Origin of the sequence: Vibrio sp. Vb2960 (assembly GCF_033337665.1) — a bacterium.
Lineage (GTDB): Bacteria > Pseudomonadota > Gammaproteobacteria > Enterobacterales > Vibrionaceae > Vibrio > Vibrio alginolyticus.
On the sequence record NZ_JAWORD010000002.1, the window covers coordinates 263,283 to 277,546 of the forward strand.

General features: G+C 44.1%; 12 protein-coding genes. 5 read left to right on the plus strand and 7 right to left on the minus strand.

Going from position 1 to position 14,264, the window contains the following annotated elements; genetic code table 11:
- Positions 1 to 318 precede the first annotated feature (318 nt).
- The 6 genes from R7O03_RS03195 to deoD form a co-directional block, all read right to left on the minus strand.
- Positions 319 to 1,449: an HlyD family secretion protein gene (locus R7O03_RS03195; RefSeq protein ID WP_005375134.1), complete on the minus strand. Its 1,131-nt coding sequence runs from the start codon at positions 1,447 to 1,449 to the stop codon at positions 319 to 321.
- The gene (locus R7O03_RS03200; protein WP_064376388.1) at positions 1,449 to 1,829 is read right to left on the minus strand and encodes a DUF3302 domain-containing protein; all 381 of its coding nucleotides are present in this window, start codon (positions 1,827 to 1,829) and stop codon (positions 1,449 to 1,451) included. The genes R7O03_RS03195 and R7O03_RS03200 overlap by 1 nt, the downstream gene beginning before the upstream one ends.
- A 244-nt stretch (positions 1,830 to 2,073) precedes the next feature.
- The gene (locus R7O03_RS03205; RefSeq protein WP_115386795.1) at positions 2,074 to 3,657 is read right to left on the minus strand and encodes a GGDEF domain-containing protein; all 1,584 of its coding nucleotides are present in this window, start codon (positions 3,655 to 3,657) and stop codon (positions 2,074 to 2,076) included.
- Positions 3,641 to 5,125, minus strand: coding sequence for a hypothetical protein (locus R7O03_RS03210; protein WP_005375137.1), 1,485 nt, complete (start codon positions 5,123 to 5,125; stop codon positions 3,641 to 3,643). The genes R7O03_RS03205 and R7O03_RS03210 overlap by 17 nt, the downstream gene beginning before the upstream one ends.
- Positions 5,126 to 5,291: 166 nt before the next feature.
- On the minus strand, positions 5,292 to 6,761 hold the full coding sequence (locus R7O03_RS03215; RefSeq protein WP_005383936.1) for a hypothetical protein: 1,470 nt from the start codon (positions 6,759 to 6,761) through the stop codon (positions 5,292 to 5,294).
- 70 nt (positions 6,762 to 6,831) lie between these two features.
- A complete protein-coding gene (deoD, locus tag R7O03_RS03220) occupies positions 6,832 to 7,542 on the minus strand; it encodes a purine-nucleoside phosphorylase (protein ID WP_005375140.1) in 711 nt (236 codons plus the stop codon).
- Between the two features lie 398 nt (positions 7,543 to 7,940).
- On the opposite strand from deoD, the gene R7O03_RS03225 reads away from it, so the two are divergent.
- The 4 genes from R7O03_RS03225 to R7O03_RS03240 are packed head-to-tail and all read left to right on the plus strand — an operon-like array spanning position 7,941 to position 12,052.
- Positions 7,941 to 8,891 (plus strand): YbgA family protein, encoded by a 951-nt coding sequence (locus R7O03_RS03225; RefSeq protein WP_213875898.1) that lies wholly within the window; start codon positions 7,941 to 7,943, stop codon positions 8,889 to 8,891.
- Positions 8,881 to 9,681 (plus strand): MerR family transcriptional regulator, encoded by an 801-nt coding sequence (locus R7O03_RS03230; protein WP_033906723.1) that lies wholly within the window; start codon positions 8,881 to 8,883, stop codon positions 9,679 to 9,681. Before R7O03_RS03225 ends, R7O03_RS03230 begins: the two co-directional genes overlap by 11 nt.
- A gap of 22 nt (positions 9,682 to 9,703) precedes the next feature.
- Positions 9,704 to 11,119: a deoxyribodipyrimidine photo-lyase gene (gene phrB, locus R7O03_RS03235; protein ID WP_318131460.1), complete on the plus strand. Its 1,416-nt coding sequence runs from the start codon at positions 9,704 to 9,706 to the stop codon at positions 11,117 to 11,119.
- 6 nt (positions 11,120 to 11,125) lie between these two features.
- Positions 11,126 to 12,052 carry a L,D-transpeptidase family protein gene (locus R7O03_RS03240; RefSeq protein ID WP_005383933.1) on the plus strand — a complete coding sequence of 309 codons (927 nt, stop codon included), beginning with the start codon at positions 11,126 to 11,128 and terminating at the stop codon, positions 12,050 to 12,052.
- Positions 12,053 to 12,078: 26 nt separating this feature from the next.
- Here R7O03_RS03240 and R7O03_RS03245 read toward each other — a convergent pair whose 3' ends face one another.
- The gene (locus tag R7O03_RS03245) at positions 12,079 to 12,333 is read right to left on the minus strand and encodes an Lpp/OprI family alanine-zipper lipoprotein (RefSeq protein ID WP_005375145.1); all 255 of its coding nucleotides are present in this window, start codon (positions 12,331 to 12,333) and stop codon (positions 12,079 to 12,081) included.
- A gap of 550 nt (positions 12,334 to 12,883) precedes the next feature.
- On the opposite strand from R7O03_RS03245, the gene R7O03_RS03250 reads away from it, so the two are divergent.
- On the plus strand, positions 12,884 to 14,227 hold the full coding sequence (locus R7O03_RS03250; protein ID WP_262635943.1) for a DEAD/DEAH box helicase: 1,344 nt from the start codon (positions 12,884 to 12,886) through the stop codon (positions 14,225 to 14,227).
- Positions 14,228 to 14,264: the final 37 nt, after the last annotated feature.

A 14,264-nucleotide genomic window follows, 5' to 3' on the forward strand; every position in this document is an offset into this window, starting at 1 on the left:
TAGTCGATTTTAAAGAACGTTCATTTATATTGTTGGAAAGCGTTAGTTATTTGATTGTGTAACATATATTCAAAACAACCAAGCTGCTTATTGTTTGCTCTATTTTTCTTCAGGAAATGTGTGATTTGATTCACGCATCCCTTTGACTGGCTTTGGTTTTAGCAAGCATTAAAAATAAGGCGCGCATTATACAGAATATTAATAAAAGTGGGAATGCTATCTATCTGGATGGCTAGAATGAATCAGGAGCTGATCGTCAGCCCCTGATTACACGGTTTGATGTTATTTTTACCAATAAATGAATGCGCTATATGTTCATTAATGGTCGAGGTATAAATAGTTCTGCCAGCTCTTCATACGAATAAGCACTTTGCGCATCACTGATACGTGAGTAAAGCTGTCTGAATAAACTGCAACTTCAACCGCAGTACCCATTGGTAGGTGGTATCCACTCAAGTCGTCGGTAATTTTCAGCTTCGCAAAAACACGTCCGCTCGTGCGCAAGGCATCAGTCCCAAGCAGAGCGCCTCGCGCTTGAATTTGGCTTTCACCAATGGCCGGAATCACGTCAATGACTTCGCCACGGAACACTTTGCCCGGAATTGCGCGGAACATAAATTCTGCTTCAAAGCCTGGCTTCAAGCGTTGTAATGAGTTCTGTCTGAATGCCGCGGTGTACGTAATGTCTTCGGTATGTACGAAGGTCATTGCCGGGGCAAGTGGCAACGGCACAGCCATAACACCAGGACGCAAAGCCAATTGCGTAACGTAACCATCGGTTGGCGCACGAACGACGGTTTGCTCTAGGTTAAACTCTGCTTTACGCAGCTCGGCAAGAAGTTGCGCGACTTGGGTATTTTCGCCTCCGATTTCAGAGTCCAGAGCGATTTGCGCTTGTTCTTGTTGCAAAATCGCAACGTCTAACATGGCTTCTGCCGCTTTATATGCTTGGCGTCGAGTATCTAAATCTTGTTCAGTAAACGCGCCACGATCAAAGCCCCTTTGATATCGGCTAAACTCCCTTTGTGCTTTATCTCTGTCCGCTTGCGCTTTCAATACAGCAGCTTCTGCTTCTCTTAGATCAGACTCTAAACCCAACGCACCTTGGCTTGCTTCTTTGACTTTCGCTTCAAGGCGAGCAACTTCTGCTTCAAAAGGCACAGGATCGATTTTGAAAAGAATATCGCCCGTTTTGAGCGGTTGGTTGGCTTGGACTGGCACTTCCACCACGCGGCCACGCACGCCAGAGACGATAGGCGTAGTCGGGAACACTTGGTTACCCAATTGCGTAAATGGGTGGTTGTAGTTCATAAGCAGCACGAGTGTGCCCACTAACACTACGCCGCCAAGTACGGCGGTTGGAACGGTCCATTTGTTTAGAGGAATATTGAAAATTTTAAAAATGGCAATACAAAGAGCTGCGTAAGTCAGAATCAGCAATAAGTCCATTATTCGTCCTCTTTACTTTGTTCAGGCAAAGGCTTTTGCTGAATCTTTTGTTGTTTCAACATCGATACTTGGTTTTTGAGTTCGTTGACTTCATCGATGAGTTCTTCAAGGCGGTGATGAATGTCGTGTGTTTCTTGTTCTAGTTGTTTAAAACCCCAGCCGCGTTCCTTGCGCCATAATGTTGCCCAGATCCATAAAAATGGCCACAGCGCATGCAAAGTGAAAAGGCTGACCCAGCCAGCGTAGTGAATTGCGTCTTGGTGCGGGTGCTCTCTCTCTTTGGCGATTTCATATGGAATATCATGGATGACAATGATTCCGTAAAAGATCACTAAAGCAACGAAGATGAGTAACCCAAGTGCAAAATAGTCTAGAAACATCTTACCTACCTGTGCGTATTGCGAAATGGAAAATCTACGTAAATTAACAATTTAAGTATTTGTCTTAACTACAGATGAATCAAGCGGTTTTTATGTAGGAATTATGTTTATGCGATGTAAGTATCCACTGATGTTTATTGGCAGTTAAGGTGTTGCTGAGTACTTATTTAAACAAGCAGTGAAGTGATATAGGAAGGATAAGTAAAAAGTATACTAAAGCCCCAGGTGTCAACCGGGGCATGGTTTAAAGTTCGGTACAGACTTGGTTTCTGCCATTGGCTTTGGCGCGATAAAGAGCTTTGTCTGCACGATAAAAAGTTCGCTGAGTATTCTCGCCTTCTCGATGCAAGGTAATCCCTATGGATACTGTCAGCCCCCGTTCACCAAGAATATCGTCCCAACCATATTGATAAATCCGTTCACGATAATTCTCGGCATGCATTTCTGCGCGTTCCAGTTGGGTATTCTCAAGGATCACGAGGAACTCTTCACCACCAAATCGTACGCACGATGCGCCTTTAAATCTGAAGTAGGACGCCAGTTCCTGTGACACACTTTTGATCGCTTTGTCGCCAACCAAGTGGCTTAGTTCGTCATTGATGGATTTGAAGTGATCGATATCGATGACCATCAATGCAAATGCAGTATCGTGCAGAAGTAGATCTTTTAGTTTAACTTCTAACCAGCGTCGGTTGTGTAAAGACGTAAGTGGATCGGTAAAGACGTCCTGCTGTAGCTGAGCAACAGTATTTTTATGCTGCTTGGTGGTTTCTTTTAGTTCTTTGTTTTCTAGCTCTGACAAAATGAGTTTGAGTTGTAACTCAAAGCGTGAAAGTCGGCGTAGTTGAGCAGACCCTAACTCACCGATCGGAATATGTTTTACAAGATCAGATTCGATTCTATGCGCTTTTTTTTCACAATTTAATGCTTCTTGATACAACCCTTGAGAGGCGTAAACTTGACTCATCGCGTTATAAAAATGCTGAGTAACGATAGGAGATAGCTGCTTTTGAATCCTTTTACTGATGGAGTCCAACGTTAAATTAGCTAAAGAAGTGTGCCCTACACCGTTTAGACAATACGCAGTCTCAATTTTGACCATCGTGGATAACCAGTATGTAGTGGCACTACCCGTTGTATACTGAACATTCGAAATAGCCAGCAACGCATTGGGGTAGTCTTCTTGCAGACGATGTAATTTGGCTCGGTAGAGGTGAATTTGTGCGGCGAGGTTTTTATCACTGACGAGAATGCTCAGTTCTTCACATTCACTCAGCAGCTCTTTGGCGTCTGCGGTACGGTTTAAGCTGATATAACAGGCAAGCATGTACAGCTTGTAACGAAGGCGTAGGGATCGACTGCCAATAGCGTGATCGATAGCATCTATTTTTTGATAATAACGTAATGCACGTTGGTGATCCCCATAGGCATCGCACAAATTACCCATTCCAATAATGGCCAATACGTACTCATCAATATAGCCGTACTCGACGGCGATATTGGTTGAAGCAACATACTCGGTTAATGCCGCATTGTAGTCACCTAATTCAACTAAACGCTCACTCAAGCTTGCTTTCACAGAAAGAATATCTTCCACATCTTCTGGTAAAACAAGCAACTCAAGGGCTTGTTTCAATTCACTAATGCTGTCGTTGAGCTGTTTGATCTCTCTTCGATACTCGGCGCTAATGATATAGCAATGCGCTTTCTCTCGGTTTGTTGACGCAATATGTAACCCTATGTGTTCCCATAGCGTAATCGCTTCTTCACCTGAAACGGAAGAAGGATCGATACCTGCGTCAGTCACCTTGCTAAGCAGTTGTTCCATTCTTCATTACCTCAATATAACTTTCTTCGAGCTGTTCTAACGTGAATGGGAAGGTCAGGATATCTTGCAAATACAGTATCGGTTTAGGGCCTTTGATTCCGCGTCGCTTCCATGGATAGATGTCTAACATCGCTTGGACAGTGCGGTAGACCTCTTCTGCTGCTTGACCTTTTTCTGCAATTAACATTGCTAGCCTGTTACTGGAAATTCTCGAGATGAGGTCGCTGGAGGTTGTCAATGCATGAACGAGCTCGGTACAAACATCGAGAACTTCGGGGTTTGAATGCTGAATCATAATGATGGCGTGGTTAGAGCGTTTGAGCTCCGTTTTAAACAAAACTAACTGTTCCCACCAGTAGGTCTCAGAAACGACATTAGAGAACTGTTTTTCAGGGTCGTATTCGTGTTGAGAGCGAATATGATTGATCAGCTTACGTGCTCGCTGCTCTAGTTGGCGTTTAGAGCCTCTTGCTTTATCCATGCTGATTCGATGAGTTTGTTCTTTGAGCATTTTGAGTGCGTGCTTACGGTATTTCTTGAACGCGTTAAACGCAGACTCAAAGTCACCTTGTTCTTCAGCGACTCGTGATTGTTGGAAGCAAATTTGGCTGAGTAGCTCACCGTGGTCGAAACTGAGTGCAGATTCTTCTGCTGCAAGTAGCAACTTGGCAGCGCTGTCTGTATTTTGGCGCAAAAGCTCAAGTCTTGCTCGGCTAATAAAAGAGTGTGCTTTCATCCAAACGAGGTCATGCTCAATGGCAAGCTGGTGGGCTTTTTGGGTGGCTTCTTCGGCCGCATCAAGGCGTTCTAGTCCAAGCAGTGCTAACCCTTTAAAGTCCCAGATCTCGGCTTGCCACGTACTGTCATCATGATCTTTTAATACTTCGGTTGCTCCATCTAGTACCGTAAGCATCTCGACAAACTTATTTAGTAAGTAATAGTCCCAAGCTAATAGGATGCGCGCTTTGCCTTCTAACCAAGCAATACGAACATTGTTTGCCACTTTAACGGCTAACTCATGAGTTGAAGCGGCAAGTTGGTGTTCATTAGTGATGCGCCATACATTACCAAGCCCAATTAGAGATTCGATTTGAATTTCAACATCATCAACAAGAGCAGATTGTTCGAGCGCATTAATCCAATATTGTTGCGCGGAATAATACTTTGCTTGGCCCCAATATTGGAGTGCAAAAAGATGGAGAATTTCCGGGAGATGATCGTCGGTTTCAAGCTGTGTTTGTTTGCTGTAAGCGTCTTTGACGAGTTTTAAGCCTTGTCGGTAATCCATTAGGCACCAACAGCATTGCGCCATGATGAGTAAGGCTTTGATCTCTCCGTCCACAAATAAAATTTGTTCCGCGCGGATACGATATTGCTGCGCAATATTAAAGGTATGTTTAGGGGCCGATTTTATTTGGCCTTTAAGCTTAGTGAGATCATCTTCTAGCTGAATTTGGTTTTTATCCAACGTTCACATCCATGACTATCGAACTGGAAATCACACCTAATATTAAGTGGTTAGATGCATGTTTCTTTACCAAAGCGATGCGGATAACGTTTTGGTAAACGATCAGGGGCCGTAATGTATACCGTTACAACCCCTAATTACTACATCTAAATTACCAATAGAATAGCTACGATAGGAGCTGTTTGATTGTCAAAGGTGCATCAGAGACTTCCAACCTTTGTGCAGCGGTAAGACCTTGTTTATCCTGATAGCACAAATTATGCCAAGCTCTGAATATATCTAAAAGAGGTAAAATACCAGCAGGTCGTAATTTGCGACGTGGCTCGTTAATGAAGCTTTCGAAAAGAATCTGAAAGCGGTTTTGATAAAACTTCACATGACGAGTTGTCGCAACGTTAAACCATTTTTCAGGCTCATTTTGATCGCCAGCGAGGTAGCAAATGCCTTTGTGGTTTTCGTTTTGACTAGAGATTGCCCAACGATCGCGCCACCAACTCATATAGGCGATATCGACTTTGCCAAAGGGAGTGCTCATGTCCCAACTAGCGTCCTCTTCTACATACATCAAGTCGACACTTTTCTCTTTAATACGAGGTAAACAAACGCTCAATGCAGCTGAACGTAGTAGGGGATCTTGAGGCATGTATAGAGATACACGTTTGTTTGGGCAGCACATATCAAGTACGTGCAAATAGTGTGCATACGAGGTGTATGGCGGACGGACTAATGCCCCTTTTGAAGGGTAATGAAATACAGATAGATTACCAAGAGGGTCTTCTACGTTACCGCGAGCCAAAATTGTTTGGTATTTTTGGTCAATTCGCTCTCTGAGGTGATGAGAAGGTTCCGCAAGCGGCTCACTTGCTTCCGCTACGTACTCCTGGGAAACAAAACGAGACACCTCATCGTAAGGATTATGATCGAGAGTTGCGATTGGCTCTTCATCAGCGGAATAATTGACGTGCTGGCAAAGAATATAGCCAGAATGCGCTTCGCCAGAAACAATCCAATACACACCATTATTGCTGTTCGGTTGCAATGCAATATAGTTTGAGGCCAATTCATAATGCGTTGCGTGGTTTACCCAGCGCGCATCAATGGTTGCCAGCTTGCGGCGGCAGCGGCTAGCTATATGGTCAACATGATCGTAAAAGGTTTTTGGGTTAATACTAAGCTTGCGGCAGATTTCTCGTACGGAATATCCCGTAAACAATAAACCCATCAAGTTCTCTTGAAATTGAAGCTTCTTGTTGGCACCAGACCACTTGTCGACAAAGGTACTTTGACACACTTTACAGCGGTAACGTTGGCGATCGCCACTGTAACCGAAAGCGTGATAGAGGTGTTTGTGAGTGTGGACAGAGAGTCCAAAGTTGTCGCAATCATCATTACGGCAAGCAGGCAACCCGTCACTGTGGACGTGCCGCAGGCGATGAAGTTCGTTCACGACATCGCGATTATTAAGTAAGGGGGGGAAAGCTCCACATTCACGGCATACCATCGCCGGACGCTTAGGGTTCGCATGTTGCAGAACGTAACGCTTTGCATCACTCAATCCAAAGTTGTCACACGCCAATGTTTTACAAAAGTTGAGTTGTAACCCATCTGCGTCTTTTGGCAGTTCGCCGTTAGACACAATCGCCCCCTCGGGATAATTCGGGCAGCCAGCATAACTCTGGCTGCAAATTATTACTTACTATTTGCTCTTAGATGTTGATTGCAGTTTCTAGTGCAACTTTCATCATGTCGTTGAACGACTTCTGACGCTCTTCTGAGCTTAGTTTTTCACCACGGATGATGTGGTCAGAAACTGTCAGGATAGTCAGTGCTTTCGCGCCTAGGTCAGCTGCTACGCCGTAGATACCAGCCGCTTCCATGTCTACACCTAGGATGCCTAGTTTTTCCATCTTCTCGAAGATGTCTGCTTCTGGTGTGTAGAACAGGTCAGCAGAGAATACGTTACCTACTTTTACAGGCACTTCCTGAGCGCGCGCTTGGTTAACTGCTTCTTCTAGAAGACCGTAATCAGCGATTGCTGCGAAATCGTGGTTGTTGAAACGGATACGGTTAACTTTAGAGTCTGTAGAAGCACCCATACCGATAACAACGTCCATTAGTTTCACGTCGTCACGTACTGCACCACAGCTACCCACACGGATAACGTTTTTCACGCCGTATTCAGCGATTAGCTCGTGTACGTAGATACAGCAAGACGGGATACCCATGCCGTGGCCCATTACAGAAACTTTTTTGCCTTTGTAAGTGCCAGTAAAGCCGAACATGTTGCGAACGTCACAAACTTGTTTCACATCTTCTAGGAACGTTTCAGCGATGTATTTAGCGCGCAACGGGTCGCCTGGCATTAGAACTGTTTCAGCGAAATCACCTGGTTGTGCGTTAATGTGTGGGGTTGCCATAAGTGCTCTCCAAAGTTTTGTTTTGATAAAACGCCTCTATTATAGAACGCTATTACCAATTCTGTTGAACTTGTTCGTTTTCGTTAAGGCAATAATATCGGGACGTACAGTGGCCCCTTGAGAGCTTAGTCACAAAAACCACGCATTTAGAAACTGTAACTACTATTGATAACCAAATCTGTTGAAATCAAAAGAGCAATCGATTTGCTTTTGAGCAGTTTGTCGATTGCGCGCACAAATTCTTTGTTTTTGGGCCAAACTTTTTTCTGACAGCTGGTTGATCGAAATACTTTCGAGTGAAGTAAAACGATTAAATTGTACAACTTATTTTCTTGTACAATCTGGAAAGGCTTGCTATAAGTTATACAACAAAACTTTTTGTATAGGGATGCGTCATCATGGAATCTTCGATCAAAGTAGGTATCAGTTCGTGTGTTTTGGGTGAACGAGTGCGTTTTGACTCTGGTCATAAGGTGAGCAACTTTGTGACTAAAGAGCTTAGCCCGTATTTTGACTTTATTTCGGTATGCCCTGAAGTCGGCGTAGGTATGCCAGTACCCCGTCCAACCATTCGTCTTGTTTCTAATGAAGAGCGTGTTGCATTGGTTGAAACCAAAAATCCAGAAAATGATCATACCGACAATATGCTCACTTACTCGGCCAATAAAGTAGATGAACTTCAAAGCGAGCAGCTTTGTGGTTACATCGTTTGTGCCAAGTCACCAACTTGTGGCATGGAGCGAGTCAAGGTTTACAGCAAGAACAGTGCTGCGAAAGAAGGTGTTGGCTTGTATACACAAACATTGATGCAAAAAATGCCTTGGTTGCCTGTTGAAGAGGATGGCAGACTTAACGACCCTGTATTGAAAGAAAATTTTATTACTCGAGTATTTTGTCTAAATGACTTTTACGGCTCGATGGATGGTGAGCCTACTCGTGGCAAAATCATCGACTTTCATTCGCGCTACAAACTGACGTTAATGGCACACCACCCAGAGTCATACCGCTCCCTTGGCCGCTTAGTCGCTGATGTCGCTAATTATGAAATTGAAGACTTTTACCAAGAGTATCGTTTAGGACTTATGAAGGCGTTAACGAATCGGGCTAGCCGCAAAAACAACACAAATGTGTTGATGCATTTACAAGGGTACTTCAAACGCTCACTAACTAAAGAAGAAAAAGAAGAGTTAGCGACAGTGATTCAAGACTACCGTATCGGAATGCTGCCTCTGCTAGCACCACTTACATTGATTAAGCATTACTTAAATACTTACCCAGACGAGTATTTAGCAAAACAGAAGTTTTTAGAACCGTATCCGCAGGAGATGAGATTACGCTATGGTTTGTAGTTCAGAAGAAAAACTATACGCGATCCGAGATGTCGCAGAAATCACGGGTGTAAAACCAGTTACGCTGAGAGCTTGGCAACGAAGATACAACTTGATCCAACCTCAGCGAACTGAAAAAGGACACAGACTTTATCGCCAGCAAGATCTCGATACGATTCGCGAAGTCCAGAGCTGGCTCGCGAAGGGGATTTCGATTGGTAAAGTGAAGGGGCTGCTAGGAAAAAGCGCCGATGTCGAAGTCAAAAACGAGGTTCGCACACTCGAAGAAGTTGAAAACATGCTGCTTGCGCTGTCTACCCTGAATCGAGGAAAAGCAGAGAGTTTACTTGCCTCTGTTCTTAAAGAGTATCCACTAAAACTCGTTATTGATCAGTTTATTAGCCCAGTATTTGATGCGCTAGACATGGTGAAAGGATCGCTGCGATCTTTACAAGTAGGGTTATTTCAGACTTGTTTGATCACTCGACTTGCCCTTGTTATCGATTCTGAAAACAAAGCCGCTTCCAAAGGAAAGTGTCTGCTCATTAGCTTTGAACAAAACAGAGAGTCTGAGAGTTGGATTCAAGCAGCGAAGCTTTGCGAACAAGGGTATCACACGACTTTGATCGATAAGGTTGATGATGTTTCTGGTCTACTAGATCACGAGGTCGTTGAAAATGGTTCGTTTATCTACCTTTTCTCCAACAAAGCGCTAGCTGCTAAACAAGTAGCGTCCATCAAAATGCTTCACGCACAGTTAGGTGATCGGATGGGGTGCTCTGAAGTGATAGAGAAATTACACCTAACTTAGTAGACAAAAGATAGGAGCTACCATGATTTTAGTATGGTTTCGACGTGACTTACGTACGTTAGACCACACGGCACTCAAAGCGGCATTGGATTCAGGTCAGCCTGTCGTCGCTTGCTTTATCGCGACGCCAGAGCAGTGGCGGGAGCATCACATGGCGCCGATGCAGGCAGACCTCATTGCTCGTCGCTTAGCTTGTCTTAACGAGGAGCTTGAAAGCCTTAATATTCCCTTTTTGTACAAAGAGGTACCGTCGTTTTCCGATTGTACAGATGTGATTAGTGGGTGGGCGGAAACACTTGAAGCCACGTCTGTCATGGCAAACATTCACTATGAGGTGAACGAACGAGAGCTCGATACACAAGTAAGTGAAGCGTTAGCTTCTCACGATATCGAATTTGAACTGTTTCATGACAAATGTGTGCACGCGCCAACGACGGTTCTTAATAAGCAAGGCGAATATTTTAAGGTGTTTACGCCATTCAAGCGTGCTTGGTTAACGCAGTTCCATATGCCGACGGTAGTAAAACCTCACGAGCAAGCGCCACTAAATAAAAAGGTACTCGAACAATTAGAGTCGGCTCGATTTAATTCAAGCTTCACATTTAGCTATCCTCGAGAATCCAGTGAAGACTGGCTGGCTTCGACTAATGATATTTTGAAGCAGCTTAGGGAATTTGCACGGGAGCGCAGTGACGCGTATCAAAGCGAGCGAGACTTTCCAGCTATTGATGGCACTAGCCAACTGTCTCCATACCTTGCGATTGGCGCGCTATCACCAAGGCAGTGTATTGCTCGTTTGTATGCTGAAAATCAACAAAATGACCTTACAGAAGGGAAAGCAACTTGGTTAAGTGAGATCATTTGGCGTGAGTTTTATCAGCACCTATTGGTTTTCGAACCAAAACTCGTCAAAGGCAAAGGATTTATCGATTGGGAGGATAAAATCCAGTGGTCCTATGATGAGAAAGCCTTTGAGCGATGGAAGACAGGAACAACAGGATACCCAATCGTTGATGCAGCAATGCGTCAGCTCAATCAAACAGGTTGGATGCACAATCGATTACGTATGATTGTCGCGAGCTTTCTTACCAAGGACTTACATATTGATTGGCGATGGGGAGAAGCGTACTTCATGAGTAAGCTGGTGGACGGCGATTTTGCAGCGAACAATGGTGGCTGGCAATGGTCTGCTTCTACGGGCTGTGACGGGCAGCCATACTTTCGTATTTTCAACCCGATAAGCCAAGGCGAAAAGTTCGATGATAATGGTGAATTTGTGCGCCACTGGGTACCAGAAATCAAAAGTGTACCGAACAAATACATCCATAAACCTTGGACTTGGCAGGGCTTTTCTTTACTGGAATATCACAAGCCGATGGTTGATCACAAGACAGAAAGAGAGATAACCTTACAGCTCTTTAAAAGTGCCAAGGAATAGAGTGAAATGCTTAGCAAAAAGCGATCAATGAGTTTCGCAAAACGTACCCTGCTATCTGTGTCGTTATCTTTAGTGAGTGGTCTATCATTCGCTAAGATGTACGAATTACCAGAGGATGGAAGCCGTTTAATTGGTCGCCTTGAAAACCACGTCGTGCAAGAAGGCGAAACCATGGCAAATATCGCTAAGCTCTACGATGTGGGTATGCTAGGTTTAATGGCCGCAAACAAAGGCGTGGATCCCTTCTTACCAGAAGAGGGGCATGTTCTTACTATTCCGACACAGCTAATCCTCCCAGACGTACCTTATAAAGGTATCGTTATTAATCTAGCCGAGCTGCGCTTGTATTACTTTCCGAAAGGAGAAGATATTGTCCATGTATTTCCTGTCGGAATTGGCCGAATAGGGCGCGATACCCCAGTAATGACAACGCGTATCAGCCAAAAACGACCGAACCCTACATGGACTCCTCCAGCCTCTATTCGTGCCGAGTACAAAGCAAAGGGCATTGACCTACCAGCCGTTGTTCCTGCGGGGCCTGATAATCCACTTGGTATGTTTGCATTGCGTTTAGCTTACGGGAATGGCGAATACCTAATTCATGGTACCAACAAGGACTTTGGGATTGGTATGCGAGTCAGCGCGGGTTGTATTCGTATGGACCCAAGTGACATTGAGTGGTTATTTGACAAGGTTCGTAACGGCGAAGACGTTAACATCATTAATCAGCCTATCAAAATGACACTTGAACCTGACAGAAGTGTGTTCTTAGAAGCACATGAGCCTTTGACTCGTAGTAATGGCGAGAAAGATGAACTCAAAGTGCCGAAAGAGTTAAAGTGGTGGCTGGATGAATTCGGTATGAAAAACGTGAAGGCTAAAGCAGCAATTGCTGCACAGAATGGGGTTCCTGTTGAAATAACCGCGCCTTAACGGGCGTTAAGACGCGGTATCAAATCTTACTTAGTGTAAGACTGAGCGATGTTATCGATACGCTCGTTAGCACGCTCAGCTTCTTCTTGAGCAGCCATTGCTGCTGCGCCTGATTTTTGAACGTCAGATTGAAGAGCTTGTACGTCTTGGCTTAGTTGGCTAACTTGGTTGCTTAGTTCGTCTAATTTTGCTGCATTTGCTGTTGCTGCGTCATCAGAAGAAGCACAACCGGCTAGTAGAAGTACTGAAGTTGCTGCAGCTGCGATCAACGTTTTGTTCATATAAGAACTCCTTGCTTATAGTGAAAGTCTCGCCACCAACTATTATTTTATACAGTAGCGAGGTTAAATGTGGTTACATTTTATCAGTACATGATGTAGCAAAAGTCAAAAAAACCCAAGAATTTCATGGAGTACCTGACGTCAACTTTTACCTGAGCTTAACAAAGGTGAATAGTCTATCTTCTCCCTCGCTCTCACAACAGTTTTCATAGCAGGTGTATTTGCCACGTTCCTGATATCAATAATTTAGACGATATTGACACAAATGAAAGTTTATTGGCCCAAATAACTGCTATTTACGTCGTTTTGTTGAAGAATAGAAGACATATCTGAAAGGCCTTTCACTGAACTTCACGTTCAGATGCATATCAAAAAGGCTAGGGTTTACTCTGAACTGAGCCACAAATGATGTTTTACCGTCACCACAGGGAATTAGTTTGTGTGATCTCTATCTATACTCCTATGATTTGCGGTATTATACCGAGCTTTATTTTTTTGCTGCGTTAGAGCGGAAACGACACTACAGAGCGCTCAGACGCTGACTGATTTATTGGAGAATACTTTGCAATTTAAAGATCTAGGCCTAGACAACCGATTGTTGAAGAACCTAAAACACTACGATTTTAAAAAAGCGACTGACATTCAGCAGCAGGCGATTCCTGTTGCGATTGCAGGCAAGGATCTATTGGCATCTTCGAAAACGGGTTCGGGCAAGACTTTGGCGTTTGTATTGCCAATGCTTCATAAGTCTTTAAAGACAAAATCGTTTTCTGCGAAAGACCCTCGCGCGGTTATCCTTGCTCCTACTCGTGAGCTAGCGAAACAAGTATATGGTGAGCTTCGTTCTATGCTAGCTGGCCTATCTTATGAAGCAGCACTGATTTTGGGTGGTGAGAACTTTAACGATCAAGTAAAAGCTCTGCGTCGTTACCCGAAATTTATCGTGGCGACACCAGGACGTTTGGCTGATCACTTAGAGCACCGTTCGCTTTATCTGGATGGTTTGGAAACGCTAGTTCTGGACGAAGCAGACCGTATGTTGGATTTGGGCTTTGCACCAGAGCTTCGTCGCATTCATAAAGCAGCCAAGCATCGACGTCGTCAAACGTTGATGTTCTCTGCGACATTAGATCATGCAGACGTCAATGAAATCGCGGCTGAAATGCTCAATGCGCCAAAGCGAATTGCTATCGGCGTTTCTAACGAAGAACATAAAGATATCACGCAAAAATTTTACTTGTGTGATCACCTAGATCATAAAGAGGCAATTTTAGATCGTGTTCTTTCTGAGGCTGAATACCGTCAAGTTATTATCTTTACGGCAACGCGTGATGATACTGAGCGACTAACAGAAAAGCTGAACGAAAAGAAACTGAAGGCTGTAGCACTAAGTGGTAACTTGAACCAGACTCAACGTAACACCATTATGAGTCAGTTTGAGCGCGCAGTATTTAAGATCCTTGTAACGACTGATGTTGCTTCCCGCGGTTTGGATATTGCAACTGTGACACACGTCATCAACTTCGATATGCCAAAGCATACCGAAGAATACGTACACCGAGTTGGTCGTACTGGTCGTGCTGGAAACAAAGGGGATGCAATCTCTCTTGTTGGTCCAAAAGACTGGGATAGCTTTAAACGTGTAGAAGCATACCTACAACAAGATCTTGAGTTTTCAGTGTTCGAAGATTTGAAAGGTAAGTTTAAAGGTCTTAAGCCACCTAAACCAGATTTCCGCAATAAGAAAGCGACCGCAAAGAAAGCTCGCCCTCAAGCGAAAAAATCGGCGAAAAAACCAGCTAAGCGTGACAAGAGCTTCTACAAAAACGTATCTGTGGGTGATGATGTCTTCATCCCTAAGAAAAAACCAGCGGCACCGAGCTCTGAAGAGTAAAAGCTGCTGTAGTTTCCCATTGATTTTAGTTCTTAAA

Bases quoted from the DNA above. Each gene is read 5' to 3' on its own strand.
- R7O03_RS03195 (WP_005375134.1), bottom strand. From the start codon at position 1,449: ATGGACTTATTGCTGATTCTGACTTACGCAGCTCTTTGTATTGCCATT.
- R7O03_RS03205 (WP_115386795.1), bottom strand. From the start codon at position 3,657: ATGGAACAACTGCTTAGCAAGGTGACTGACGCAGGTATCGATCCTTCT.
- R7O03_RS03200 (WP_064376388.1), bottom strand. From the start codon at position 1,829: ATGTTTCTAGACTATTTTGCACTTGGGTTACTCATCTTCGTTGCTTTA.
- R7O03_RS03240 (WP_005383933.1), top strand. From the start codon at position 11,126: ATGCTTAGCAAAAAGCGATCAATGAGTTTCGCAAAACGTACCCTGCTA.
- deoD (WP_005375140.1), bottom strand. From the start codon at position 7,542: ATGGCAACCCCACACATTAACGCACAACCAGGTGATTTCGCTGAAACA.
- phrB (WP_318131460.1), top strand. From the start codon at position 9,704: ATGATTTTAGTATGGTTTCGACGTGACTTACGTACGTTAGACCACACG.
- R7O03_RS03245 (WP_005375145.1), bottom strand. From the start codon at position 12,333: ATGAACAAAACGTTGATCGCAGCTGCAGCAACTTCAGTACTTCTACTA.
- R7O03_RS03225 (WP_213875898.1), top strand. From the start codon at position 7,941: ATGGAATCTTCGATCAAAGTAGGTATCAGTTCGTGTGTTTTGGGTGAA.
- R7O03_RS03230 (WP_033906723.1), top strand. From the start codon at position 8,881: ATGGTTTGTAGTTCAGAAGAAAAACTATACGCGATCCGAGATGTCGCA.